The sequence below is a fragment of the Micromonospora sp. NPDC048935 genome (assembly GCF_043197875.1).
GTDB lineage: Bacteria > Actinomycetota > Actinomycetes > Mycobacteriales > Micromonosporaceae > Micromonospora.
In genome coordinates this window covers 138550-158911 of the sequence record NZ_JBICTZ010000005.1, presented here as the reverse complement: position 1 = coordinate 158911, position 20362 = coordinate 138550, and the positions used below count along the sequence as shown (strand labels likewise).

The 20362-nt window shown below is 73.7% G+C and carries 18 protein-coding genes; 10 read left to right on the top strand and 8 right to left on the bottom strand.

Annotated elements, in window-relative coordinates; genetic code table 11:
- Positions 1-24: 24 nt before the first annotated feature.
- Together ACGFIW_RS16415 and cobA are read left to right on the top strand one after the other, a co-directional pair.
- Positions 25-621 (top strand): precorrin-8X methylmutase, encoded by a 597-nt coding sequence (locus ACGFIW_RS16415; protein ID WP_393315692.1) that lies wholly within the window; start codon positions 25-27, stop codon positions 619-621.
- Positions 618-2375: a uroporphyrinogen-III C-methyltransferase gene (cobA, locus tag ACGFIW_RS16410; RefSeq protein WP_393315689.1), complete on the top strand. Its 1758-nt coding sequence runs from the start codon at positions 618-620 to the stop codon at positions 2373-2375. The genes ACGFIW_RS16415 and cobA overlap by 4 nt, the downstream gene beginning before the upstream one ends.
- A 3-nt stretch (positions 2376-2378) precedes the next feature.
- On the opposite strand, the gene ACGFIW_RS16405 is transcribed toward cobA, so the two are convergent.
- The 6 genes from ACGFIW_RS16405 to ACGFIW_RS16380 form a co-directional block, all read right to left on the bottom strand.
- Positions 2379-4532 carry an FtsX-like permease family protein gene (locus tag ACGFIW_RS16405; RefSeq protein ID WP_393315686.1) on the bottom strand — a complete coding sequence of 718 codons (2154 nt, stop codon included), beginning with the start codon at positions 4530-4532 and terminating at the stop codon, positions 2379-2381.
- Positions 4529-5209, bottom strand: coding sequence for an ABC transporter ATP-binding protein (locus ACGFIW_RS16400; protein ID WP_393315683.1), 681 nt, complete (start codon positions 5207-5209; stop codon positions 4529-4531). Before ACGFIW_RS16400 ends, ACGFIW_RS16405 begins: the two co-directional genes overlap by 4 nt.
- Positions 5206-5730, bottom strand: a complete 525-nt coding sequence (locus ACGFIW_RS16395) for a PadR family transcriptional regulator (RefSeq protein WP_393315680.1) — start codon at positions 5728-5730, stop codon at positions 5206-5208. Before ACGFIW_RS16395 ends, ACGFIW_RS16400 begins: the two co-directional genes overlap by 4 nt.
- A gap of 114 nt (positions 5731-5844) precedes the next feature.
- Positions 5845-6207 (bottom strand): fluoride efflux transporter CrcB, encoded by a 363-nt coding sequence (crcB, locus tag ACGFIW_RS16390; protein ID WP_393315677.1) that lies wholly within the window; start codon positions 6205-6207, stop codon positions 5845-5847.
- Positions 6204-6680, bottom strand: coding sequence for a fluoride efflux transporter FluC (locus ACGFIW_RS16385; protein WP_393315674.1), 477 nt, complete (start codon positions 6678-6680; stop codon positions 6204-6206). The genes crcB and ACGFIW_RS16385 overlap by 4 nt, the downstream gene beginning before the upstream one ends.
- Positions 6681-6801: 121 nt before the next feature.
- Positions 6802-7560 (bottom strand): class I SAM-dependent methyltransferase, encoded by a 759-nt coding sequence (locus ACGFIW_RS16380; protein WP_393315671.1) that lies wholly within the window; start codon positions 7558-7560, stop codon positions 6802-6804.
- Positions 7561-7846: 286 nt separating this feature from the next.
- Here ACGFIW_RS16380 and paaK point away from each other — a divergent pair, with 286 nt between their 5' ends.
- The 4 genes from paaK to ACGFIW_RS16360 all read left to right on the top strand — a co-directional run bounded on the left by paaK (position 7847) and on the right by ACGFIW_RS16360 (position 12014).
- The gene (gene paaK, locus ACGFIW_RS16375) at positions 7847-9166 is read left to right on the top strand and encodes a phenylacetate--CoA ligase PaaK (protein ID WP_393315668.1); all 1320 of its coding nucleotides are present in this window, start codon (positions 7847-7849) and stop codon (positions 9164-9166) included.
- Between the two features lie 420 nt (positions 9167-9586).
- A complete protein-coding gene (locus ACGFIW_RS16370; protein ID WP_393315665.1) occupies positions 9587-10693 on the top strand; it encodes a nucleotide disphospho-sugar-binding domain-containing protein in 1107 nt (368 codons plus the stop codon).
- A 55-nt stretch (positions 10694-10748) separates the two neighbouring features.
- On the top strand, positions 10749-11315 hold the full coding sequence (locus ACGFIW_RS16365; RefSeq protein ID WP_393315662.1) for a dienelactone hydrolase family protein: 567 nt from the start codon (positions 10749-10751) through the stop codon (positions 11313-11315).
- Positions 11316-11405: 90 nt separating this feature from the next.
- Positions 11406-12014 (top strand): hypothetical protein, encoded by a 609-nt coding sequence (locus tag ACGFIW_RS16360; RefSeq protein WP_393315659.1) that lies wholly within the window; start codon positions 11406-11408, stop codon positions 12012-12014.
- Positions 12015-12126: 112 nt separating this feature from the next.
- On the opposite strand, the gene ACGFIW_RS16355 is transcribed toward ACGFIW_RS16360, so the two are convergent.
- Positions 12127-12819 carry a hemerythrin domain-containing protein gene (locus tag ACGFIW_RS16355; protein ID WP_393315657.1) on the bottom strand — a complete coding sequence of 231 codons (693 nt, stop codon included), beginning with the start codon at positions 12817-12819 and terminating at the stop codon, positions 12127-12129.
- Between the two features lie 89 nt (positions 12820-12908).
- A complete protein-coding gene (locus tag ACGFIW_RS16350; RefSeq protein WP_393315654.1) occupies positions 12909-16199 on the bottom strand; it encodes an ATP-binding protein in 3291 nt (1096 codons plus the stop codon).
- Between the two features lie 127 nt (positions 16200-16326).
- On the opposite strand from ACGFIW_RS16350, the gene ACGFIW_RS16345 reads away from it, so the two are divergent.
- The 4 genes from ACGFIW_RS16345 to ACGFIW_RS16330 all read left to right on the top strand — a co-directional run bounded on the left by ACGFIW_RS16345 (position 16327) and on the right by ACGFIW_RS16330 (position 20317).
- Complete coding sequence (locus tag ACGFIW_RS16345) at positions 16327-16908, top strand: TetR/AcrR family transcriptional regulator (RefSeq protein ID WP_393315651.1); 582 nt, start codon at positions 16327-16329, stop codon at positions 16906-16908.
- A 159-nt stretch (positions 16909-17067) separates the two neighbouring features.
- Positions 17068-18576, top strand: coding sequence for an MFS transporter (locus tag ACGFIW_RS16340; RefSeq protein WP_393315648.1), 1509 nt, complete (start codon positions 17068-17070; stop codon positions 18574-18576).
- 87 nt (positions 18577-18663) lie between these two features.
- The gene (locus tag ACGFIW_RS16335) at positions 18664-19425 is read left to right on the top strand and encodes an SDR family NAD(P)-dependent oxidoreductase (RefSeq protein WP_393315645.1); all 762 of its coding nucleotides are present in this window, start codon (positions 18664-18666) and stop codon (positions 19423-19425) included.
- A 148-nt stretch (positions 19426-19573) separates the two neighbouring features.
- Entirely contained in the window at positions 19574-20317 is a 744-nt protein-coding gene (locus ACGFIW_RS16330) for a class I SAM-dependent methyltransferase (RefSeq protein WP_393315643.1), read from the top strand.
- Positions 20318-20362: the final 45 nt, after the last annotated feature.

Below are 20362 nucleotides of genomic sequence, written 5' to 3'. Positions count from 1 at the left end.
TTCCGACACTGGTGAAGGAGCCCGATGAGCCGGATGGTGCACCCGATCGAAGTCGAGTCGTACCGCATCCTGCGCGAGCGGGTCGACCTGTCGCACCTGCCGCCGCTGAGCCGCGCGGTGACCGAGCGGGTGGTGCACGCCAGCGCCGACCTCGCGTACGTCGACGACCTGGTCTGCGACGAGGCCGCCCTGGAGTCGGGGCTGGCGGCGCTGCGCGCCGGGGCGCCGGTGGTCACCGACGTGGCGATGGTCGCCGCCGGCATCACCCGGGCCGGCCTGGAGTTGGTCTGCCCGGTCGCCGAGCCGGCCGCCGCCGAGCTGGGCCGCGCGGCCGGGATCACCCGCTCGGCGGCGGCCGTGCGGATAGCCCTGGGCCGGGTTGGGCCGGGCGCGGTCTGGGTCGTCGGCTGCGCACCCACCGCACTTGTCGAACTACTCACCCTGGACGCCGCACCGGCGCTCGTCGTCGGCCTGCCGGTCGGCTTCGTCGGCGCCGCCGAGTCGAAGGCGGCGCTGCGGGCCAGCGGCCTGCCCGCCGTGTCCAACGTGGGGGAGAAGGGTGGCTCGGCGGTCGCCGCCGCCGCCCTCAACGCCCTGCTCTACATCGAGGAGAAGCCATGACCGGGTTGGTCATCGTCGGGCACGGTACGCGCAGCGCGACCGGTGTCGAACAGTTCGCCGCTCTCGTCGAGCGGGTCCGTCGTCGCGGTGACATCGGTGACGTCGAGGGCGGCTTCATCGAGCTGTCCCGCCCACCGCTGACCGACGCGGTCGGCGCTCTCGTCGCCCGGGGGCACCGGGCCCTCGTCGCGCTGCCGCTGGTGCTCACCGGCGCCGGGCACGGCAAGGGCGACATCCCCGCCGCGATGGCCCGGGAGCAGCAGCGCCACCCCGGCCTGACCTACCGCTACGGCCGCCCGCTCGGCCCCCACCCGCTGCTGCACGAAGCCCTCGAACAGCGCATCGACGCCGCACTGGCCGATGCCGACCGGGCCGGCACGGAGCTGGCCGATGCCGACCGGGCCGACACGGTGATGGCTGGTGCCGGCCGGGCCGGCACGGAGTTGGCTGGTGCCGGCCGGGCCGGCACGGTGCTGGCTGGTGCCGGCCGGGCCGGCACGTGGGTGGCGTTGATCGCGCGGGGGTCCACCGACCCGGACGCCAACGCCGAGGTCGCCAAGGTTGCCCGGCTGCTCTGGGAGGGACGCGGCTACGCGGGCGTGGAACCGGGGTTCATCTCCCTGGCGCAGCCGTCGGTGCCGGCCGTGCTGGAGCGGCTGCGCCGCCTCGGCGCGCGGCGGATCGTCGTCGCCCCGTACTTCCTGTTCGCCGGGGTGCTGCCGGACCGGATCGTGGCCCAGTCGGCGGAGTTCGCCGCCGCCCACCCCGACCTGGACGTCCGGGTCGCCGAGGTGATCGGTGACTGTGACGCCCTCGCCGACCTGGTGCGGGAACGCCACACCGAGGCGCTGGGCGGGGACATCCGGATGAACTGCGACACCTGCGCGTACCGGGTGTTGATGCCCGGCTTCGCGGACAAGGTGGGTCGCCCGCAACGCCCGCACGACCACCCCGACGACCCGGTCGGCCACCACCATCACCACCACGGGCACGACCACGACCACGGCTCGCACGACCACGGATCGGTCGCGGTGGTCGGCGGCGGGCCGGGGCCCGACGACCTGATCACGGTACGCGGAAAGGCGCTGCTCGACACGGCGGACGTCGTCGTGGTCGACCGACTCGCCCCGCAGGGGCTGCTCGCCGGGCTGCGCCCCGACGTGCTGGTGGTCGACGCCGCGAAGGTGCCCCGTGGCCCGTCGATGGCCCAGGACGCGATCAACGAGGCCCTGGTGTCGCACGCCCGCGCCGGTCGCCGGGTGGTCCGGCTCAAGGGCGGCGACCCGTACGTCTTCGGACGCGGCCACGAGGAGGTGCAGGCCTGCGCGGCGGCCGGCGTGCCGGTGACCGTGGTCCCCGGGGTGAGCAGCGCGCTCGCCGCACCGGCCCTCGCTGGCGTGCCGGTCACGCACCGGGGCGTGGCGCACGACGTCACAGTCGTCTCCGGGCACCTGCCGCCCGGGCACCCCGACTCGCTTGTCGACTGGGCGGCGCTGGCCCGCACCCGGGGCACCGTCGTGCTGTTGATGGCCGTCGACACCATCGCGAAGATCGCGGCGGTGCTGATCGAGCACGGCCGCGCCCCGGAGACCCCGGTGCTCGCCGTGCAGGACGCCGGTCTGCCCGACCAGCGGTCGGTGCCCGCCCGGCTGGACGAGATCGGCGCGGTCGCCGCCCGGGAGGGCATCGGGCCGCCCGCCGTCTTCGTGCTCGGCCCGGTGGTCGCTCTCGCGGCCACCGGGCCGAGCGCCTGACGGCTACTCGCTGCGGGCGGTCTCCGGCCCGGTGACGCGTTCCAGCAGCGGCATCGTGGAGGCGATGACGCCGAGGCAGGCGGCCAGTCCGACGACGACGATCACGTAGAAGCGCGGCTGGGGCGCGATAAGCGTGTAGTGCATCTGCGCCCGCAGGAACAGGTGCCCGGCGAGCAGGCCCATCCCGATGGCGACGGCGGCGACGGCGAGCATCGGTACGGCGCTCTCCAACGCCACCACGCGACGAAGGACCCGCACCGGTGCGCCGCTGAGGCGCAGCAGGCTGAACGGACGGCGGCGTTCGGTCAGGCCACCGATGACGCTGACCGCGAGGCTGCACCCGCCGAGCGCGAGGCTGGCGATGATGATGACGTTGGCCAGTTGTTCCCAGCCGCGCAGCGTGTCGGCGAAGTCCGACTCGAAGTCGCCTGGCACGTTCGGTCCCACCCAGAAGGTCGGGAAGGCGACCTCCAGCACGGTGCGGACGCGCTCGACGGCGGCGGCGGAGCCGTCCGTGCCGACGACCATCGCCCCGACCGGTAGCCGCTGGAGTTCGTCGAGGGTGAGCGACGCGGCGGGCCAGACCGTCGCGGACGACGCCGACTCCCGCCAGCGGCTGAGGCCCAACGGCACCTCGATGACGCTCGCGCCGTCGGCGCACCGGCCGTACGCGCTCGGGAGGTCGGCGCACGCGATCACCCCGACCTCGCCGGAGTCGGTGGGCGCCGGGTTCTCCCGGATGGCGGTCGCCGACCGCACGCCGGTGATCGCGTGCAGGTCGGCGAAGAGCGTGTCGGGCACCGACGCTGTCTGCTCGTCGAAGACGGTGGTCACCGTGCCTGCATCGGTCGAGCCGATGGGCGCCGGGCCGCGGTTGGCGACGATCGTGGTGATCACGCCGACGGCCACGCTCGTCACGAACAGCGCGAGCATGATGCCGCTGATCGCCCGGAAGCCGGCCTTGGGGTTGTCGGCGAGACGCCGCGCGGCGATGAGCGTGGCCGGACGGTTGGCGTACCGGGCCATCACCCGCGCGCCGACCATCGTCAGCCACGGGCCGGCGAGGACCAGGCCGGCCATGACGAGCAGCAGGCCGGGCAGGAACACCGCCGCCTGGCCGTCGGACGTCTCGGGTCGGAAGCCGATGGCGAAGAACAGCACGGCGACACCGAGCAGCATCGGGATCAGCCGGTACGCGCGTGGCGCCCGGGGGGTGACCCGGCGGGTGACGCCCAGCGGCGAGATCCGCACCCGGCGCAGCGAGACCTGGGCGGCCAGCGCCGCGCCGGCCGGGACGCCGAGCGCCACCAGCAGGACGTCCAGCACGCCCAGGGACATGTCGCCGGGGAAGAACGGCATGCCGGTGAACGGGATGCCCGCGAGCGGGTCGCGGAAGGCGTAGAACAGGCCGAAGCCGACGGCGGTGCCGGCGACGGCGGCGGCCGCTGCCTCCACCGCGGCGACTGTCGAGATCTGCCGGGGTGTCGCGCCGACCAGGCGCATCGCGGCGAAGCGTTGCTCCCGGCGGGCGGCGCTGAGCCGGGTGGCGGTGCCGATGAAGATCAGCACCGGGAACAGCAACCCACCGGCGACCACGCCCAGGATGAGGTCCACAGTGGTCTCGGGGAGGGCGGGGGTGTCGCCGACGCTGGTGACCTGCTTGGCAGCGGGCAGAGCGGCGACCTGGTCGGGGGTGCCGCCTGCGATGATGAGCAGGGTGTCCGGCGAGGTCAGCGCGGCCGGACCCACCGTGCCGAGGCCACGCCCCGGGTAGCGGTCGCCCAGTTCGGCGGCCGGGTGGGCGGCCAGCAGATCGCGGAACGCGGGCGAGGCGTAGAACTCCCCGGGGCCGGGGATGGTCGGGACGCCGACCGGGGTGGGCGACGTCGAGCCGGTCACGGCGACGTCGATGCGGATGATCTGCTTGCCGCGGAAGTAGTCCTGACGGGTCGACCACCACAGCGGGTCGACGTCGCCGGCCGAGGCGTTGGGATACATCGAGGCATATCGGGTGAGCTGGGCGTTGACGGCGTTGACCCCGGCCAGGGTGGTCAACAGCAGACCGCTGCCGATCGCGACGGCGGCGGCGATGACGAGCAGGCGGGTGAGTGCCTCCCGGCCGCCGGCCACGGCGAGACGGAGCCCGAAGCGGATCACGAGGCGATCCGGTCCGGCGCGTTGACGCGCCCGTCGCGGACCATGACCTCACGGTCGGCGTACGCGGCGATCCTGGCCTCGTGGGTCACCAGGATGACCGTGGTGCCCTGCTCGCGGGCCGCGCTGACCAGCAGATCCATGACGTGCTCGCCGGTGAGCGAGTCGAGCGCGCCGGTCGGCTCGTCGGCGAAGAGCACCTGCGGCTCGGCGACCAGGCCCCGGGCCAGGGCGACGCGTTGCGCCTGCCCGCCGGAGAGCTCACCCGAGCGCCGCTGCTCCAGGCCGTCCAGGCCGAGGCGCGCGAACCAGGCGTACGCCTTGGGCAGCGCCTGCTTGCGGTGTACGCCGTTGAGCAGCAGCGGCAGCGCGACGTTCTCCACCGCGGTCAGCTCGGGGACGAGTTGACCGAACTGGAACACGAAGCCGAACCGGTCCCGGCGCAGACTGCTGCGCCGGGTCTCGGGCATGGCGTCGACCCGTGCCCCGTCGAAGACGATCTCGCCGGAGTCGGGCACCAGGATGCCGGCCAGGCAGTGCAGCAGGGTGGACTTGCCCGAGCCGCTGGGACCCATGACGGCGAGGATCTCGCCCGCATCCACGGCGACGCTCGCGCCGCGCAGGGCGGGTGTCTGGCCGAAGGAGAACGTCACGTCACGCGCTTCGAGCACCACGCTCATGGCCGCACCTCCTTGCGCAGGGCGTCCAGGCGGGCGCCGGTCATCTCGATCCACCGGAGGTCCGCCTCCAGGTGGTAAAGGCCGTGGTCGGCGAGCAGCGCGTCGACCAGGCTGCCGGCGCGCTTGATCTCGGTCAGCTCACGCATCCGGTGCAGGTGCGCGCTGCGCTGGGTGTCGAGGTACTCGGCGGCCGGGCGGTCCAGCATCAGCGCGAGCACGACCTTGGCGAAGAGCACCGTCTGTAGGTGTGGCTCGGGGGCGACCGGCTGGGTCAGCCAGTGCTCGACCTCGGTCGCGCCGACGTCGGTGATGACGTAGCGCTTGCGGTCGGGGCCGGAGCCGGGGGCGACGTCGCTGATCACCACCTTTCCGTCGCGGGCGAGGCGGCTGAGGGTGGAGTAGACCTGGCCGAACGGCAGTGGCTTGCCGCGGCCGAAGAAGGCGTCGTAGTCGCGCTTCAGGTCGTATCCGTGGCTGGGCTCCCGTTCGAGGAGGCCGAGGAGGGTCAGTGGCACGCTCATCCCGAGAGACTACACCGAGGGTATAACTCGCGGATATACCCTCGGTGTGTTCAGATCGGCCCTGGTCCAGGCGTTCGTGGGGACGCAGGCGGGCGCCGAGCGGCTGGCGTGCGGTCAGCCGGTCAGGGCGCGGGCCGCGGCGTAGCCGGCGGTGGCCGCGGCGAGCCCGGCGGCCACGCTGCCGAGCACGTTGGCCAGCGCGAGGAATCGATGACCGCCGCGCGCCAGCCGCAACGTCTCGTAGCTGAAGGTGGAGTAGGTGGTCAGCGCCCCACAGAACCCGGTGCCGAGCAGCGCGGCGACCGCCGACCCGGTTGGCCACCCGACGAGGACGCCGAGCAGCAGCGAGCCGACCACGTTGACGGTGAGCGTGCCCCACGGAAACGCCGACTGGTGCCGGGACTGCACGGCCCGGTCGGTGAGGTAGCGCAACGGCGCGCCGACGGCCGCCCCCAGGGCGATGAGCAGGACTGTCATCCGGCCACCCGCCGCCGCAGCAGCGCGGCGGTCACGGCGTCGCCCAGCCCGACCGCGACAAGTGCCCCGAGCACCGTGCCGGCCAGGTACGCCAGCGCGGTGCCTGGTGCGCCCGCGACAAGTGCCTGCTGGACGTCCACCGCGTAGGTGGAGAACGTGGTGAACCCGCCGAGCACCCCCACGCCGAGGAACGGGCGGGCCAGCGGATGCCCACCGCCGAGGTGGGCGAGGACCGCCATCAGCACACCGATCAGCAGGCACCCGGACAGGTTGACGGCGAACGTCGCCCACGGGAAACCCGCCGCCGCGTGGGGGGCGGCGTGTTGCAGGGCGGCGCGGGCCAGCGCGCCGACCACCCCGCCGGCCGCGATGCTGACGAGGACCGTCGCGGGACGAGTGGCCAGCTCGCCCCGGTCGGCGTCGACGCGGAGGTCGACGTCGGGGTCGGTGCGCTGGTCCGGCGGCTCTGACACGGCTCCTTAGCGTAGTGGTGCGACTGAGCGTGGTGCCGCGACGGCGGCGGTCAGCGCACCACCGTGCGGGCGACGGTGCGCGCCACGGCCGCGAGGGTGACGGTCAGCGCCACGGCGGCGGTCAGCGCACCGCCGCGACGGCGGCGTCCGGGCCGCCGCGCCACACCGTGCCGACCTCGGTGAAACCGGCCGCGGTGAGCGCGGCCAGGTGCCACGAGGCCGGCGGATTCCACTCCGGGCTGTGTCCGGTCGGGTAGATGGTCTGCCGCCGGGCGACGAGCGGGGCGAGCGCCGGATCGGCGGCGGCCCGCTCCCACCAGTCCGACCAGGACAGCACCGAGCCGGCCGCGTACCGGGCGTCGCGCCGGTCCCGGGCCCGGTCCATCAGTCGCTTGGTCAGCTCCGGCAGGGCGTCGTCGGGCATGTGGTCGGCGTTGACGAGGACGCCGCCCGGTCGCAGCACGTCGCGCAGTTCGGCGTAGAGCTGCCCGAGCCGGTCGGCCGGCAGCCAGTGCAGGGCGGTGGCGGTGAGCACGGCGTCGTAGTCGCGGTGGGGGAGCGCGGCGCGCCACTCGGGGGTGCCGAGGTCGGCCGTGACGATGGTGGCCCGGTCGGCCAGCGAGGCGTCGGCGATGGCGAGCAGTGCCGGGTCGAGGTCCACCAGGGTCACCTCCGCGCCGGGGAAGCGCGACAGCGTCCGCAGCGAGATGGTGCCGGTGCCGCCGGCCAGGTCGAGCACGCGCGGCGGCCGACCGTCGAGCACCGCGTCGACGGTGTCCAGCATGGCGGCGAACCGGTGTTCCCGGTCCGGCATGAATGCCTCCTGCTGGCGGTCCCAGCTCTCCTGCCAGGACCAGGGCATCGAAATGTAAGGACTCATAGTGAGCAGGCTAGTTACGGCACCGGCGCGGTGTCCAGACCTTGTTGCACATCTTTTGCAATTGCAGGATGATGGCAGGGCGATGATCAGAGCGACGCCGGGTCGGGCAGCCGCCCGGCCCGGCGTCCTTCTCAGCGGCGGGGTCGCGCCGCCGATCCAGGCACCTCACGCGTTGCCGAGGTGGGCCGCCGCGATGGTCGCCCGGACGCCCGAGTCGGCGCCCGGCGACGGCGGGCGTACCGTACCCGCAGCCCTCACCGGGACCTTCGCGCCAAGGAGGCAGCCGATGCAGGACCGCACCCCTCGTGCGGAGGAGCTGGAGCCGATCGAGCGCGCCGGCGTCGACGAGCTGCGCGCCCTGCAACGCGAACGACTGCGCTGGTCGTTGCGGCACGCGTACGACAACGTGCCGCACTACCGCCGGGCGTTCGACGCGGTCGGGGTGCATCCCGACGACTGCCGGGGCCTCGACGACCTGGCCCGCTTCCCGTTCACCGGCAAGGCGGAGCTGCGCGACAACTACCCGTTCGGCATGTTCGCCGTCCCCCGGGAGCGGGTCGCCCGGCTGCACGCCTCCTCGGGCACCACCGGCCGGCCGACAGTCGTCGGCTACACCCGCGACGACCTGCGCACCTGGGCGCGCCTGATGGCCCGCTCGATCCGCGCCTCCGGTGGCCGCCCCGGCGACCGGGTGCACGTCGCGTACGGCTACGGGCTCTTCACCGGTGGCCTGGGCGCGCACTACGGCGCCGAGGAACTGGGCTGCACGGTCATCCCGGTCTCCGGGGGCATGACCGAGCGTCAGGTGCTGCTGATCCGCGACTTCGAACCCGAGGTCATCATGGTCACGCCCAGCTATCTGCTCGCGATCGTGGACGAGATGCGCCGCCAGGGCGTCGACCCCCGGGCCACCTCCCTGCGGGTGGGCATCTTCGGCGCCGAGCCGTGGACCGAGGACATGCGCCGGGAGATAGAGCAGCAGCTCGACATCCACGCGGTCGACATCTACGGGCTGTCCGAGGTGATGGGCCCCGGCGTGGCCACCGAGTGCGTCGAGACCAAGGACGGGCTGCACCTCTGGGAGGACCACTTCTACCCGGAGATCATCGACCCGGTGACCGGGGCGGTGCTGCCCGACGGCGAGCGGGGCGAGCTGGTGTTGACCTCGCTGACCAAGGAGGCGGTGCCGGTGGTGCGCTACCGCACCCGCGACCTGACCCGGCTGCTGCCCGGCACCGCCCGCCCGATGCGCCGGATCGAGAAGATCACCGGCCGGACGGACGACATGATGATCGTGCGTGGGGTGAACATCTTCCCCACCCAGATCGAGGAGCTGATCCTGCGTACCCCGCAGCTGTCGCCGCACTTCCAGTGCGTCCTCGATCGGCGGGGCCGGTTGGACACCCTGACGGTCCGGGTGGAGCGACGGCCCGGGGTCGCGGCGGACGCCGCCGAGCGGGCCGGTGCGACGCTCGTCGAGCTGGTGAAGAACACCGTCGGCGTGAGCGTGGCGGTCGACGTCCTCGCCCCGGACGCGGTGGAGCGGTCGGCGGGCAAGATGCGCCGCATCGTCGACAGGCGACAACCTCCGCGGACGGCGGTGTGAGCGGGCATTCGACGATGGCGGCGCGGCGGGTTGCCCGCCGGTACGACGGGGGGTGTTGAGCGGCGGCAGTCCGGGCGGCTGCTACGGCAGGACACCACGTGCCGACGTGGCACGGCGGCTCATCCCGGCGGCTCATCCCTGGCGGCCACGCACGACGGGTACACCGCGATCGTGGGCTGCCACGTCGGTCTGGCTGCCGGGCTCGTCGAGTTCCGGCGTCGGCCCGTGGACGCGGCCGCCCCAGACGTAGACAGCCGGTGACCACCTCGCGGCAGGCGGAGGCGGGAACCGCGCGTCGGAGGAACCCGCTGTGGCGGTGGGTCGTCGACCACCTGCCGCAGGTCGGCGGCACGGGCAGGCGGACACGCCGAACGCGCAGTCGAGGTGCTCCGGTCGCGCCGCCGACCTACGATCCTGCTCATGCGCGTGCTGGTGGTCTCCGCCCCGCTGGTCGGGCACGTCTTCCCGCTGGTGCCGCTCGCGGTCGCGCTGCGCGACGCCGGCCACGACGTGCTGCTGGCCACCGGCGGCGGTGGCCTGGCCGCCGCCGGGGCCGATCTGCCGGTGCACGACATCGCGCCGGGCTTCGACTTCGGCCGGATCGCGCGGCGGCTCTTCCCCCGCCACCCGCTGATCGCCCGCGCCGAGTTGGCCGGCACCGCCGGCACCCGGGGCGCCGGCCTGCTCTTCGGCGCGCTCAACGACCAGCTCACCGACCCGGTCGTCACGGTGGCCACCGACTGGCAGCCGGATCTGGTGCTGCACGAGCCGTTCGCGGTGGCCGGCGCGGTGGCCGCCGCCCGGCTGGGCGTACCGGCGGTTCGGCAGGAGAACTCCCTCTTCGACGGTCGGGAGCTGGTCCGCGCCAGTGCCGCCCGGCTCGGTCCCGCGCTGCGGCGGCACGGCCTGACCGGGCTGCCGCCCCCGGCCGCCGCACTGGCCGTGGCCCCGCCCAGCGTGGCGAGGCAGGATGGCTGGCCGATGCGCTACGACTCCTATGTCGGCGGCGGCCAGCTACCGGCCTGGCTGCGGACGCCGGGTGAACGACCGCGCATCCTGGTCACCCGCAGCACGTTGACCGGCCCCGGCGACCGGGGGCCGATGCCCGCCGTGGTCGCGGCCGCCGCCGAGGTGGACGCCGAGATCGTGCTGGTCCGGCCCGACGAGCGGTCGGCCCGGTCGCTGCCCGGCAACGTGCGGGTGGTCGACTGGATCCCGCTCGACGCGGCGTTGCCGTCGAGTGCGGCGCTGGTGCACCACGGTGGGGCGGGCAGCATCTTCGGTGCCCTCGCCGCCGGCCTGCCGCAGCTCGCCACGACGGGTCCGGGGGACCGGCGGCACAACGCCGAGCTGGTGGCCCGCCGGGGCGCCGGTCTGGCGCTGCGCCCCCGGGACATCACCGCGCGGGCGCTGACCCAGCTACTCACCGACGAGCGCCTGCGTGCCGCCGCCGGGCAGGTCAGCCAGGAGATCGCCGCGATGCCGCCACCGGCCGACCTGGTCGCGCGGCTGGCGGCACTGGTCTGACGGTCACCCCGCGTGGCCGCGCCGGGAGCGCGGTCCGCTGCGGCAGGATGACGTGATGCGACACGTCGTGCTGTTCCACTCCGTGTACGGGCTGCGGCCCGCCGTGCGCACCGCCGCCGACCGGTTGCGCGCCGCCGGGCATCAGGTCAGCACCCCCGACCTGTACGGCGTACCGGCCACCGACTCCGTCGAGGACGGCTTCGCGCTGCTCGACAAGATCGGCCACGAGGTGGTGCTCGACCGGGCCCGGGCAGCGCTGCGTGACCTGCCACCGGAGACGGTGCTCGCCGGCTTCTCGATGGGCGCCGGTGTGGCCGGGGCGCTGGTGGCCGAGCGCCCCCACACCGCCGGCCTGCTCCTGCTGCACGGCACCGGCGGCGCACCCGACGCGGTCCGCCCCGGGTTGCCGGTGCAGTTGCACCTCGCCGACCCCGACCCGTTCGACGCGCCGGACGAGGTCGACGAGTGGCAGCAGGCGCTCACCGACGCCGGCGCCGCCCTGACGGTTTTCCGCTATCCCGGCGTGGGCCACCTGTTCACCGACCCGGACCTCGCCGAGCACTCCCCGGACGCCACCGCGGCGGCCTGGCCGCGCGTGCTGTCCTTCCTAGCTGCCTCCTGAGGATCGAGGGCCGCCGAGCAGCAACGACAGTCGATGGTTGCGACGCTGGCCTAGCGTGAGGACAGGCTCCCCTCATCGAAGGGCACGGGCATGAACGAGACAGTCCTGAGCGTCGTCGGTCTGGTGCTGGTCGCGATATCGCTGTGCTTCTCCGCGCTACAGACCCGGGAGGTGGCGAGGCAGAGCCGTATCAACAACGGCATCGGTTCGGCTACCGCGCTTGTCGAGGTCAACAACCTCATTCGCTCCTGGCATGAACGTTTGCTCCACGACCCGTCGGCGCGGCCGTACTTCTTTGACGGGAAGCCCTGCCCGCCGGACGATGCGGAGCGGCCGAAGGTGTTGACCTTCGCGGAACTGCTCGGAGACGTGCTCGAGTGCAATCTTCAGATGGCCTCGCTGCTGCCCGCCTTCCACTTCGCCCACTCGTGGCATCACTGGCCGGCGGAGATGCTGCAGCACAGCCCGATCCTCAACGAGGTGGTGGAGAGTCACCCCGCGTGGTGGCCAACGCTCCACCTGCTCCAGCAGCAGATCCGCGCCGGCGTGCCGCTGACCCACCCGCTCAGCAAGGGACACAAAACCCGACGGCGGTCGTCCCACTCCGACCTCGGCGGAGGCGTGCGCCCGAGGCACGACACCGACGCCGGTACGGCGATTCCGGGGGGCGACAAGGCCGCGATCCGTTTGCAACGATGAGGCCGCAGGCCCGTTCCCTGCGGGTTGCGCGACCGCGCCGGCCCCGGCGGCGCGGTCGACGTTGGCAATCCCAGAGCTCAGCGCAATCTGGTCGGTCGGTTGCGAATCTCGCTCAGCGAGCGCCGGCACCGATGCGCGGGGGAGTCGCGGTGCCGTGCACCCGCCTGGCGTGCGCGGCGAAGAGCCGGGGGCCGATGATCGGCATGAGGAGCCGGGCCGGCAGCGGCGCGTGCGCCAGCACCGCCTTGATCACCTCGGGGTCGCCCTCGTACATGGCCAGGCCGAAGGCCAGCGGCAGCCGCTTCTTCGGGGTCTGAGCCATCCCGTGCTCGCCGAGTTGCATCCACTCCGCGGCGGTGACGTGCCGTTCGGCCAACGGCAGGATCTCGGCCTCCTCCATGGCCATGTGCTCGATCAGTGCGACCCGCAGCCGCTCCAGCTCCTCCGCGAGTCGCGCACCGCCGTGCCCGGTACGCCGCCACTGCGGCAGCAGCGCGACCACCGCCGCGTGGCCGTCCTCGATGGCGTGGTGCTGCGCCTCCATGGTGGGGACGATGGCGGCTGCCGCCGCGCCGCCGCGTTCCACCAGCCGGGGCCACAGCAGCAGGTCCTCGCCCTCGTGGTGCAGGTGCAGGGTGTGGCAGAGCATCTCGGCGTGGGCGCCGACGACCTCCGCGCGGCTGACGTCGCCCGGCGTGACGTCGCGGACGAGCTGCGGGAGGAGGCTGAACTCGCGACGGAACACGGCGTGCGCCATGTACATGTCGCGGACGTCGGCCATGGCTTCGGAGTGGTTCTTGTTCACGGTGCCCTTTCCGAGGGATCAACTGACACAGGTCTGTTGATCATGCGCGGGGGCACTTGGAATCGGCTTGGAATCCACCAACCGGGGGATCAGGCGCCCAGCGCGGCCGTCGCCTCGGCCAGCCAGTGCGGCGACTCCCACCGGCGGGCCACCTCGGCCGCCAGCGTGAAGTGCCGGGCGGCATCGTCGGTGCGGCCCAGCAACCGGAACAGCTCGCCCAACGTCAGCGCGACCGGGCGCACCACGGCCGCCGTGGTGGAGAAACCGGCCAGTTGGTCGCGTACCGGGAGTAGGGCGTCAATCACGGACTGGGCCAGGTCCCGGCGGCCCAGCGCCACGATGACCATCGCGCGCACGCTGAGCAGCGCCGACTCGAAGTAGTCCGGGCGGTAGGTGTGCCGTGCGATCGGCAGGGCCCGCGCCTCGTCCACCCGTCCGCTCTCGATCAGTGCCAGCGCCAGCAGGTCGTCCACGATCGGACCCAGCGACCCGCGTATCCGCCGGGTCGCCTCCAGATGCTCGCCGAAGCGTCCCTGGCTGATCAACAGGGTCCCCACCGAGAAGAAGTGGAAGGCCGCGGCGTGCAGTGAGCCCTGCCGTCGCATCTGCTCGGCGACCTCGTCGTAGTGCCGTCGCGCCGCGACGAAGTCGCCGGTGACGTGCGCGAGGGCGGCCAGTGCGCACCTGTGGATCGTCTGCGCCTCGTTGAGCTGGTACGTCTCGGCCAGCAACCCGTGCCGGGCGACACTGCGGCGCAGCTCGTCCGGCTCGTTGAGCGCGGCGGCACTGTGACCGAGCGCCTGCTCGGCGACCGAGCGGTAGGTCACCAGAGCGTGCTCGGCGGCGAGGTCGCGCAGTTCCAGGGCCAACTCCCGACGTGCCGGGGCCTCCCGCTCGTAGCTCATGGTGCGCATTCGCGCGGCCAGCCCGAGGGCCCGCAACTCGGGGTCGTCCAACCGCCGGCCGAGGGCCAGCGCCTCCCGCCCGGCCGCCACGCCCCGGGGATCGGCCTCGCCGTCCAGCTCCGTGGCCAGCGCCTCCAGCAGCCGGCAACGGGCGACCGGGTCCAGGTCGTCGGCACGCAGCAGCCGGGTGAGCAACTCGACGACGCGATGGTCCACCACGCCGTACTCGTGGGTCAGCCACGGGGTGGGGACGGTCCACGCGGTGAAGGCCGCGACCAGCAGCTCATGCCGGTCGGACGCGGTGGCGACGTCGACGGCTCGGGCGCGGGTCCGCCGGGCGGCCGCCACCGCGCCGGCCCGAGCCTGGGCGCGCAGCAGCCGGCCGAGCAGGTCGACCCGCAGCGCGTCGTGATCCCCGCTGACCGACCCGGCGGCGTCCACGGCGTTGGTGAGCACCTCGATCGCCGCGTCGTACGCGTACCGCCGCTCGGCGAGTTCGGCGGCGCGGATGGCGTACTCGACGGCGAGCGGCGCGGTGTCGGCCGACGCCGCCCGGGCGTAGTGGTGGGCCAGGGCCGGATAGTCGTCGGGTGTCAGCCGGCGGGTGGCGGCGGCGATCCGGGCGTGCAGCCGGGTGCGGCGCAGCTGAGGCAGGTCGGTGTAGATGGTGTCGCGGACCAGCCCGTGCACGAAGCGCACCCGTCCCGGCGCCGGTTCGGTGAGCAGCCCGGCGGCCAGTCCGACCTCCAGCGCTTCGAGGGCGGAGGTCTCGTCGCTGCCGGCGGCGTCGACGAGTGTGCGCACCTCGGCCTCCCGCCCGGCGACCGCGGTGAGGCGCAGCGCCGAGACGGCCGCCGACGGCAGGCGGGAGAGTCGTCGGCGCAGCACGTCGCGTACGCCCTCCGGCACGTCGCAGGTGGCGACGAGCGTGCCCTCGGTGGCCAGCAGCCGGGCCGACTCCCGCACGTAGAACGGGTTGCCGCCGGTCCGCTCGGCCAGCGCGGCGACCGTGTCCGGGTCGACGGTGGTCCGTGCCAGCGCGCCGAGCAGCAGTCGCACCTCGGGTGGCGTCAGACCGGCCAACGGGATCCGCAGGGGTGATCGGCGGGCCAGGACGGCCATCGTGTCGGCGAGCCGCTCGCGGTGCTCGGCCGGGCGCAACGCCGCGACGAACAGGACGGCCCCGGTGGTCAACTCGACGACGCTGTTCAGCAGGAGCAGCGTCTCGGCGTCGGCGGCGTGCAGGTCGTCGAGGACGACGGCGACCGGTCGGGTGGCCGCGGCGCCGTCCAGCCAGGCGGCGACGGCACGGTGCAGCCGGAACCGGCCGGCGGTGACGTCGCCGCCGGAGTCCCCGTCGCCGTCGCCGAGCAGCGGGGCGAGGGCCGGTGCGAGATCACCCGGCGGCGCCTGCCCGGCGAGTTGCCGCAACGCCTCGACCCAGGCCCAGGCCGGCGGGGCGCCCTCGACCTCGGGGCAGCGGCCCACGGTGACCAGCCAGCCGTGGGCGGCGAGCCCTTCGCGGAATCGGGTGAGCAGACTTGTCTTGCCGGCCCCGGCCTCCCCGCTGAGCAGCGCGACGCGTGGCCCGTCGGCCACCGCCTCGGCCGCTGCCTGCCGCAGAGCCGCCAGCTCGGCCTCCCGTCCGACGAACACCTCCTCCGACACCTGTCGCTCGGCGTCGACGCGTACCGTCGTCGCGACCACCGGGGGCAGCAGGTCCAGGCGCTGGCCCAGGATCGCGGACTCCACCTCGACCAACGCCGGCCCCGGGTCGAGGCCGAGCTGGTCCGCGAAGGTCGCCCGCGCCCGGCGCAGCGCGGCGAGCGCGTCGCCCTGCCGACCGGCACGCCACAGCGCCAACGCCAGCAGTCGCCAACACTCCTCCCGCAGCGGCGCCTGCCGGGTCAGCACCTCCGCCTGCGACACCGCCTCGGCCGCGTCGCCGAAGCGCACCGTCACGTCGAGCAGCAGCTCCCGGGCACCGAGACGCAACTCCTCCAGCCGCAGCACCTCGGCCTGCGCCCACGGCTCCCCGGCGAATTCGGCGTACGCCCGACCGCGCCACAGGTCGAGCCCCGTGCCCAGTAGGTGACGTGCCCGGCCCGGGTCGGTGGAGCTGACCGCCCGCGCCTGCACGAGCAGCCGCTCGAACCGGCCGGCGTCGACCGCGTCGGGGTGCACCCGGATCGCGTAGCCGGGCGGGGCGGTGACCAGGACCCGCGCCGGCGCACGGCGCTCGCGGGACGGCTCCAACAGGCGGCGCAGGTGCGAGACGTACGCCTGGAGGGAGGCGATCGCCCGTGGCGGCGGCTCACCCCGCCACAGATCCTCGATCATCTGACCGACGGAGACGACCTCGCCCCGGGCCGCCAGCAGCAGCGCGAGCACGGCGCGTTGGCGGGGGCCGCCGAGGTCGGCCGGTGCGCCCGTGTCGACCTCGACCTCAAGCGGCCCGAGCACCCGTAGCAGCATGACCGGGCCAATCCTAGTCACGCGCCGGGTGGCCGTCCCGATCTACCGTGCAACGGCCGGCCCGGTCAACGGTGGTGCGGCTCGGCCATTCTTGACCAATCGATCTGGATACGGTTAGGGTCGAGCCGTGGCACGGACCAAGGAGTTCGATCCGGATGCGGCACTGCGGGCGGCCCTCGACCTGTTCTGGGAGCGGGGATACGAGGCGACCTCGATGGCCGACCTGGTCGAGCGTCTGGGTGTCGCGCGAGCGAGCATCTATGCGACGTTCGGCAACAAGCACGATCTCTATCTCAAGGCGCTCGACCGCTACGGCGACCTGGTCGACCCCATCCTGCTGCGTGATCTGTCGCAGCCGGGTCCGGCGCTGCCGGCCGTACGAGCCCTCGTCGAGCGATACGCGTGCGAGGCCGGCGACGACGGCGGACGGCGTGGCTGCTTCATCGTCAACACGGCCGTGGAGGTCGCGCCACATGATCGGCAGGCGGCACGCCGCGTGGCGGCGAGCTGGGACTACCTGGAAACCGCGATGACCTCTGCGTTGATCCGGGCGCAGGCCCAGGGCGAACTCGCCCCGGGCAGGGACCCCCGAGCGCTGGCCCGGCTTCTGCTCGTGCTGATGCAGGGCATCCGGGTGGTCGGCAAGGTGTCGGCCGACCCGCGGCGGCTGCGGGACGCCGCCGCCCAGGCGCTGTCCCTGCTCGACTGACGGCGGGCCGCCGAAGCGCGCCGCTGATCGCGCGACGGCTCGCCCCGGCGCGGATCTGAGCCCGTCGGCTCGGTGTCGGTGTTCCTTTCGCGACCGTGCGACGTCGGCCCTGCGCCGAATCTAGAACGAGCGTTCCCGAACTCTGGAGGGTGGGTGACGATGGCGACAGCGGTCCCCGACGTACCGCCGGGCAGGCTCGGTGCGGTGGCGCGCAGTCGTGGCCGGTGGCCGCGACCCGGTTCCGACGGTCAGGACGGCGGTCCGGGAAGACCGGCGGTCGGCCCTGCCTTCGCGCTGCTCGGCACGGTACAGACGACGCTGATCTTCACCGTCACCGTCACCGTCATCTCCGTACCGCTGCCGGTGATCGGCCGAGAGTGGCGGCTTGGCCAGTCCAGCCTGGTCCTCCTCAGCGCCGCCTACGGGTTGTCCTTCAGCGGCCTGCTGCTCTTCGGCGGTCGGCTCACCGACCGGTACGGCGGACGCCGGATGTTCACCGCCGGTCTCGTTGTCTTCGCCGCCGCCTCGATGGCGGCGACACTCGCTCCCGGAAGTGCGGCCCTCACCGCCGCACGCTTCGCCCAGGGGGTGGGCGCGGCCCTTGTCGCGCCGGCAGCCGTGGCGGTGTTGCGACGGGTGTTTCCGGATCCCGTCAGCTCCGCCCGGGCGATGGCGACCTGGGGCGGGTTGTCGGTACTCGGCGCGACGTTGGGAAGTCTCCTCTCCGGGATCGTCGCCACCTGGTTGTCGTGGCGGTGGATGGTGGCGGTTCCGCTGGTGGTCGCCACGGTGGCGGCGGTGGTGAGTCCGCGGACGCTGCCCGCGGACACCACGTACGGGCGGGCCACGCTCGACCTGCCGGGAGCGTTGCTCGCCACCACGGGAATCACGCTGCTCAGCTTTGGCCTGGTGGTGACCGGCGACCACGGGTGGACCTCGGCGCTGGTGCTGGCCCCGCTGGCCTCGGGCCTGGCACTGCTCGGCGCCTTCGTCGCTGTCGAACTGTCCAGCGCCGATCCGCTCCTGCCGATGTCCTTCCTGGCTGACCTCCGGCGGGCGACCGCGCTGCTCGTGATCGCCCTGTCCGCGGCCGGAACCGCACTTGTCTTCCTCCTCCTGGTCCTGTACCTCCAACAGGTCCGAAACTGGACGCCGCTGCGGACCTCCATGGCGTTCCTCCCGTACGCGGCGGTCCTCGTCGTCGCCGGGCGGCTGTCCGGACGACTCATCGTCCGCTGGGGAGCCCAACGCGTCACCTCCGCGGGGCTCGCGCTGGCGGCCGGTGGCCTGCTCCTGCTGGCCGGTGTGCACCCGCACACCGGGTACGGCCTCGGTCTGCTGCCTGGCCTTGCTCTCCTGCCGGCCGGTGTCGCGTTGTCCTTCTCCGCCGGGTCGGTGCTCGCGCTGTCCGACGTGCGACCACGGCAAGCGGGGCTCGCCGGAGGCGTGCTGAACACGGCGATGGAGGTGGGACCAACGGCAGGACTCGCCCTGCTGACCGCGCTCGCCACGGCGCGCTCCACGCACCTCGAGACCGGCGGTGCCGGCCTACCCGACGCCACCACCGGTGGGTACGCCTGGGCGTTCGGCGCCGCGGGGTGCGCGTTCGCCGCGCTGGCCGCTGTCGCCGCACTGACCGGGCGCACCCACCGCCACCGGTCCGGCTGACGGGGCACGGCAATCTCGGCCGACGGCGCTCCCCGGAGAGCGAACCCACCACCACAACCGATCCGACACCCAGAAGGAGTCACCACAGTGACCGCACGATTCACCAGCAAGGTCGCCCTCGTCACCGGCGGCGGCTCCGGAATCGGCCAAGCAGTCGCACGGGCGTTCGCTCGCGAGGGGGCGGCCGTCGTCGTGGCGGGTCGCACCCCCGGCTCGCTCGACGCCACCGTCAAGCTCATCGAGGACGAGGGCGGCCGGGCTTCGGCCGTCACCGCCGACGTCACCCACTCGGCCGACCTGGCCCGGATGGTGGACGAGACCACCAGCCGGTACGGCGGGCTCGACATCGCGGTCAACAGCGCCGGCATCCTGGCCGCGGTCGGCCCGCTCGGCGATGTCGACGAGGAGCAGTGGCACCACCTCGTCGCGGTGAACCTCACCGGCACCCTGCTGTCCATGAAGCACGAAATCACCCACATGCGGGCCCACGGTGGCGGCGTCATCGTCAACATCGCCTCGAACCTCGGTGCTCACGCGCGGCGCCCGGGGCTCGGCGCGTACGTCGCGACAAAGGCCGCGGTGAGCGCGCTGACCCGCAACGCCGCCCTGGACCACATCCGAGAGGGGATTCGGATCAACAGCGTCAGCCCCGGACCCATGGACACCGCGATGTCTCTCCGGCCCGGGGAGAGCCCCGCCGACCGCGCCGGACGGATGGCCGCACAGCTGCCGGTCGGCCGCGTCGGCACCCTCGACGAGATCGCCGCGGCGGTGCTGTACCTGGCCTCACCCGACGCCGGCTTCGCCGTCGGCACCGACCTGGTGTTCGACGGGGGAGCCGCCGCCTAGCCGCCCGCGCCGGCCGATCCAAGGGCCTGCGCGGGCGGTGCACCCGGCCGACCTCCCACCTGACGCTCGACCCGGTGCCACGAGGCTGACCACACATGTCATTCGATATCGTGGCGCCACCACCGACATCCCGGAGCGGGGGCGGGCAGTGCCGAGGACGGCTTTCGACGCGCACGAGCGGTCGCGCTGGGCCGGGCGCGCGCTGGCGTTCGACAGCAGCTTCGCCGCCCTCTGTGCCCATCCTGCACCGGCGTTGCTGGACGCCGCCCACGTCGCCACGGGCACACGGGTGCTCGACGCGGGCACCGGCTCCGGGACCGTGGCCGGGCTGGCCGTCGCTCGGGGCGCCGCCGTCGTGGCCGTCGACGCCGAGCCCAGCATGGTCGAGCTGGTGCGCAGCCGTCTCCCGTCCGCCGCGGAGGTCCGCCTCGCGGCCCTGCCGCATCTTCCGTTCGCCTCGCGGTCGTTCGACGCGGCCGTGGCGAACTTCGTGATCAACCACGTCGGCGACCCGCTGGCCGCGATCAGTGAGCTGCGTCGGGTCGTCCGGCCGGCCTGTCGCATCGCGGTGACGGTCTGGCCCGACCCGCCGCCCGAGGCGCAGCGGCTGTGGGGCGCGGTCTTCGACGCCGCCGGGGTCGACCGTCAGACCTCCGTGCCGACCGTGGACGCGGAGCGGGACTTTGCGCGTACCCCCGAGGGTTTCGCGGGTTTGCTCGACGCCGCCGGCCTCACCGACGTGCGCTGCGACGCGATCACCTGGGTGCACCGCACCGACCCCGAGGCATGGTGGGGAGCGGCCCGGCCAACGGCATCAGCAGGGCGGGCCTGGTGCTGGCGGCCCAGCCGCCGGACGTGCTCACCCGGATTCGTAGCGCCTACGACGAGCTGACCGCCGCCTACCGGGACGGCGACGGCCTGCTCGCACTGCCGACCG

What these genes read in the sequence shown, in the direction of transcription:
- ACGFIW_RS16340 (WP_393315648.1), top strand. Translation starts at nt 17,068, where the DNA reads ATGGCGACAGCGGTCCCCGACGTACCGCCGGGCAGGCTCGGTGCGGTG.
- ACGFIW_RS16350 (WP_393315654.1), bottom strand. Translation starts at nt 16,199, where the DNA reads ATGCTGCTACGGGTGCTCGGGCCGCTTGAGGTCGAGGTCGACACGGGC.
- cobA (WP_393315689.1), top strand. Translation starts at nt 618, where the DNA reads ATGACCGGGTTGGTCATCGTCGGGCACGGTACGCGCAGCGCGACCGGT.
- ACGFIW_RS16400 (WP_393315683.1), bottom strand. Translation starts at nt 5,209, where the DNA reads ATGAGCGTGGTGCTCGAAGCGCGTGACGTGACGTTCTCCTTCGGCCAG.
- ACGFIW_RS16415 (WP_393315692.1), top strand. Translation starts at nt 25, where the DNA reads ATGAGCCGGATGGTGCACCCGATCGAAGTCGAGTCGTACCGCATCCTG.
- ACGFIW_RS16370 (WP_393315665.1), top strand. Translation starts at nt 9,587, where the DNA reads ATGCGCGTGCTGGTGGTCTCCGCCCCGCTGGTCGGGCACGTCTTCCCG.
- crcB (WP_393315677.1), bottom strand. Translation starts at nt 6,207, where the DNA reads ATGACAGTCCTGCTCATCGCCCTGGGGGCGGCCGTCGGCGCGCCGTTG.
- ACGFIW_RS16380 (WP_393315671.1), bottom strand. Translation starts at nt 7,560, where the DNA reads ATGAGTCCTTACATTTCGATGCCCTGGTCCTGGCAGGAGAGCTGGGAC.
- ACGFIW_RS16395 (WP_393315680.1), bottom strand. Translation starts at nt 5,730, where the DNA reads ATGAGCGTGCCACTGACCCTCCTCGGCCTCCTCGAACGGGAGCCCAGC.
- ACGFIW_RS16365 (WP_393315662.1), top strand. Translation starts at nt 10,749, where the DNA reads ATGCGACACGTCGTGCTGTTCCACTCCGTGTACGGGCTGCGGCCCGCC.
- paaK (WP_393315668.1), top strand. Translation starts at nt 7,847, where the DNA reads ATGCAGGACCGCACCCCTCGTGCGGAGGAGCTGGAGCCGATCGAGCGC.
- ACGFIW_RS16360 (WP_393315659.1), top strand. Translation starts at nt 11,406, where the DNA reads ATGAACGAGACAGTCCTGAGCGTCGTCGGTCTGGTGCTGGTCGCGATA.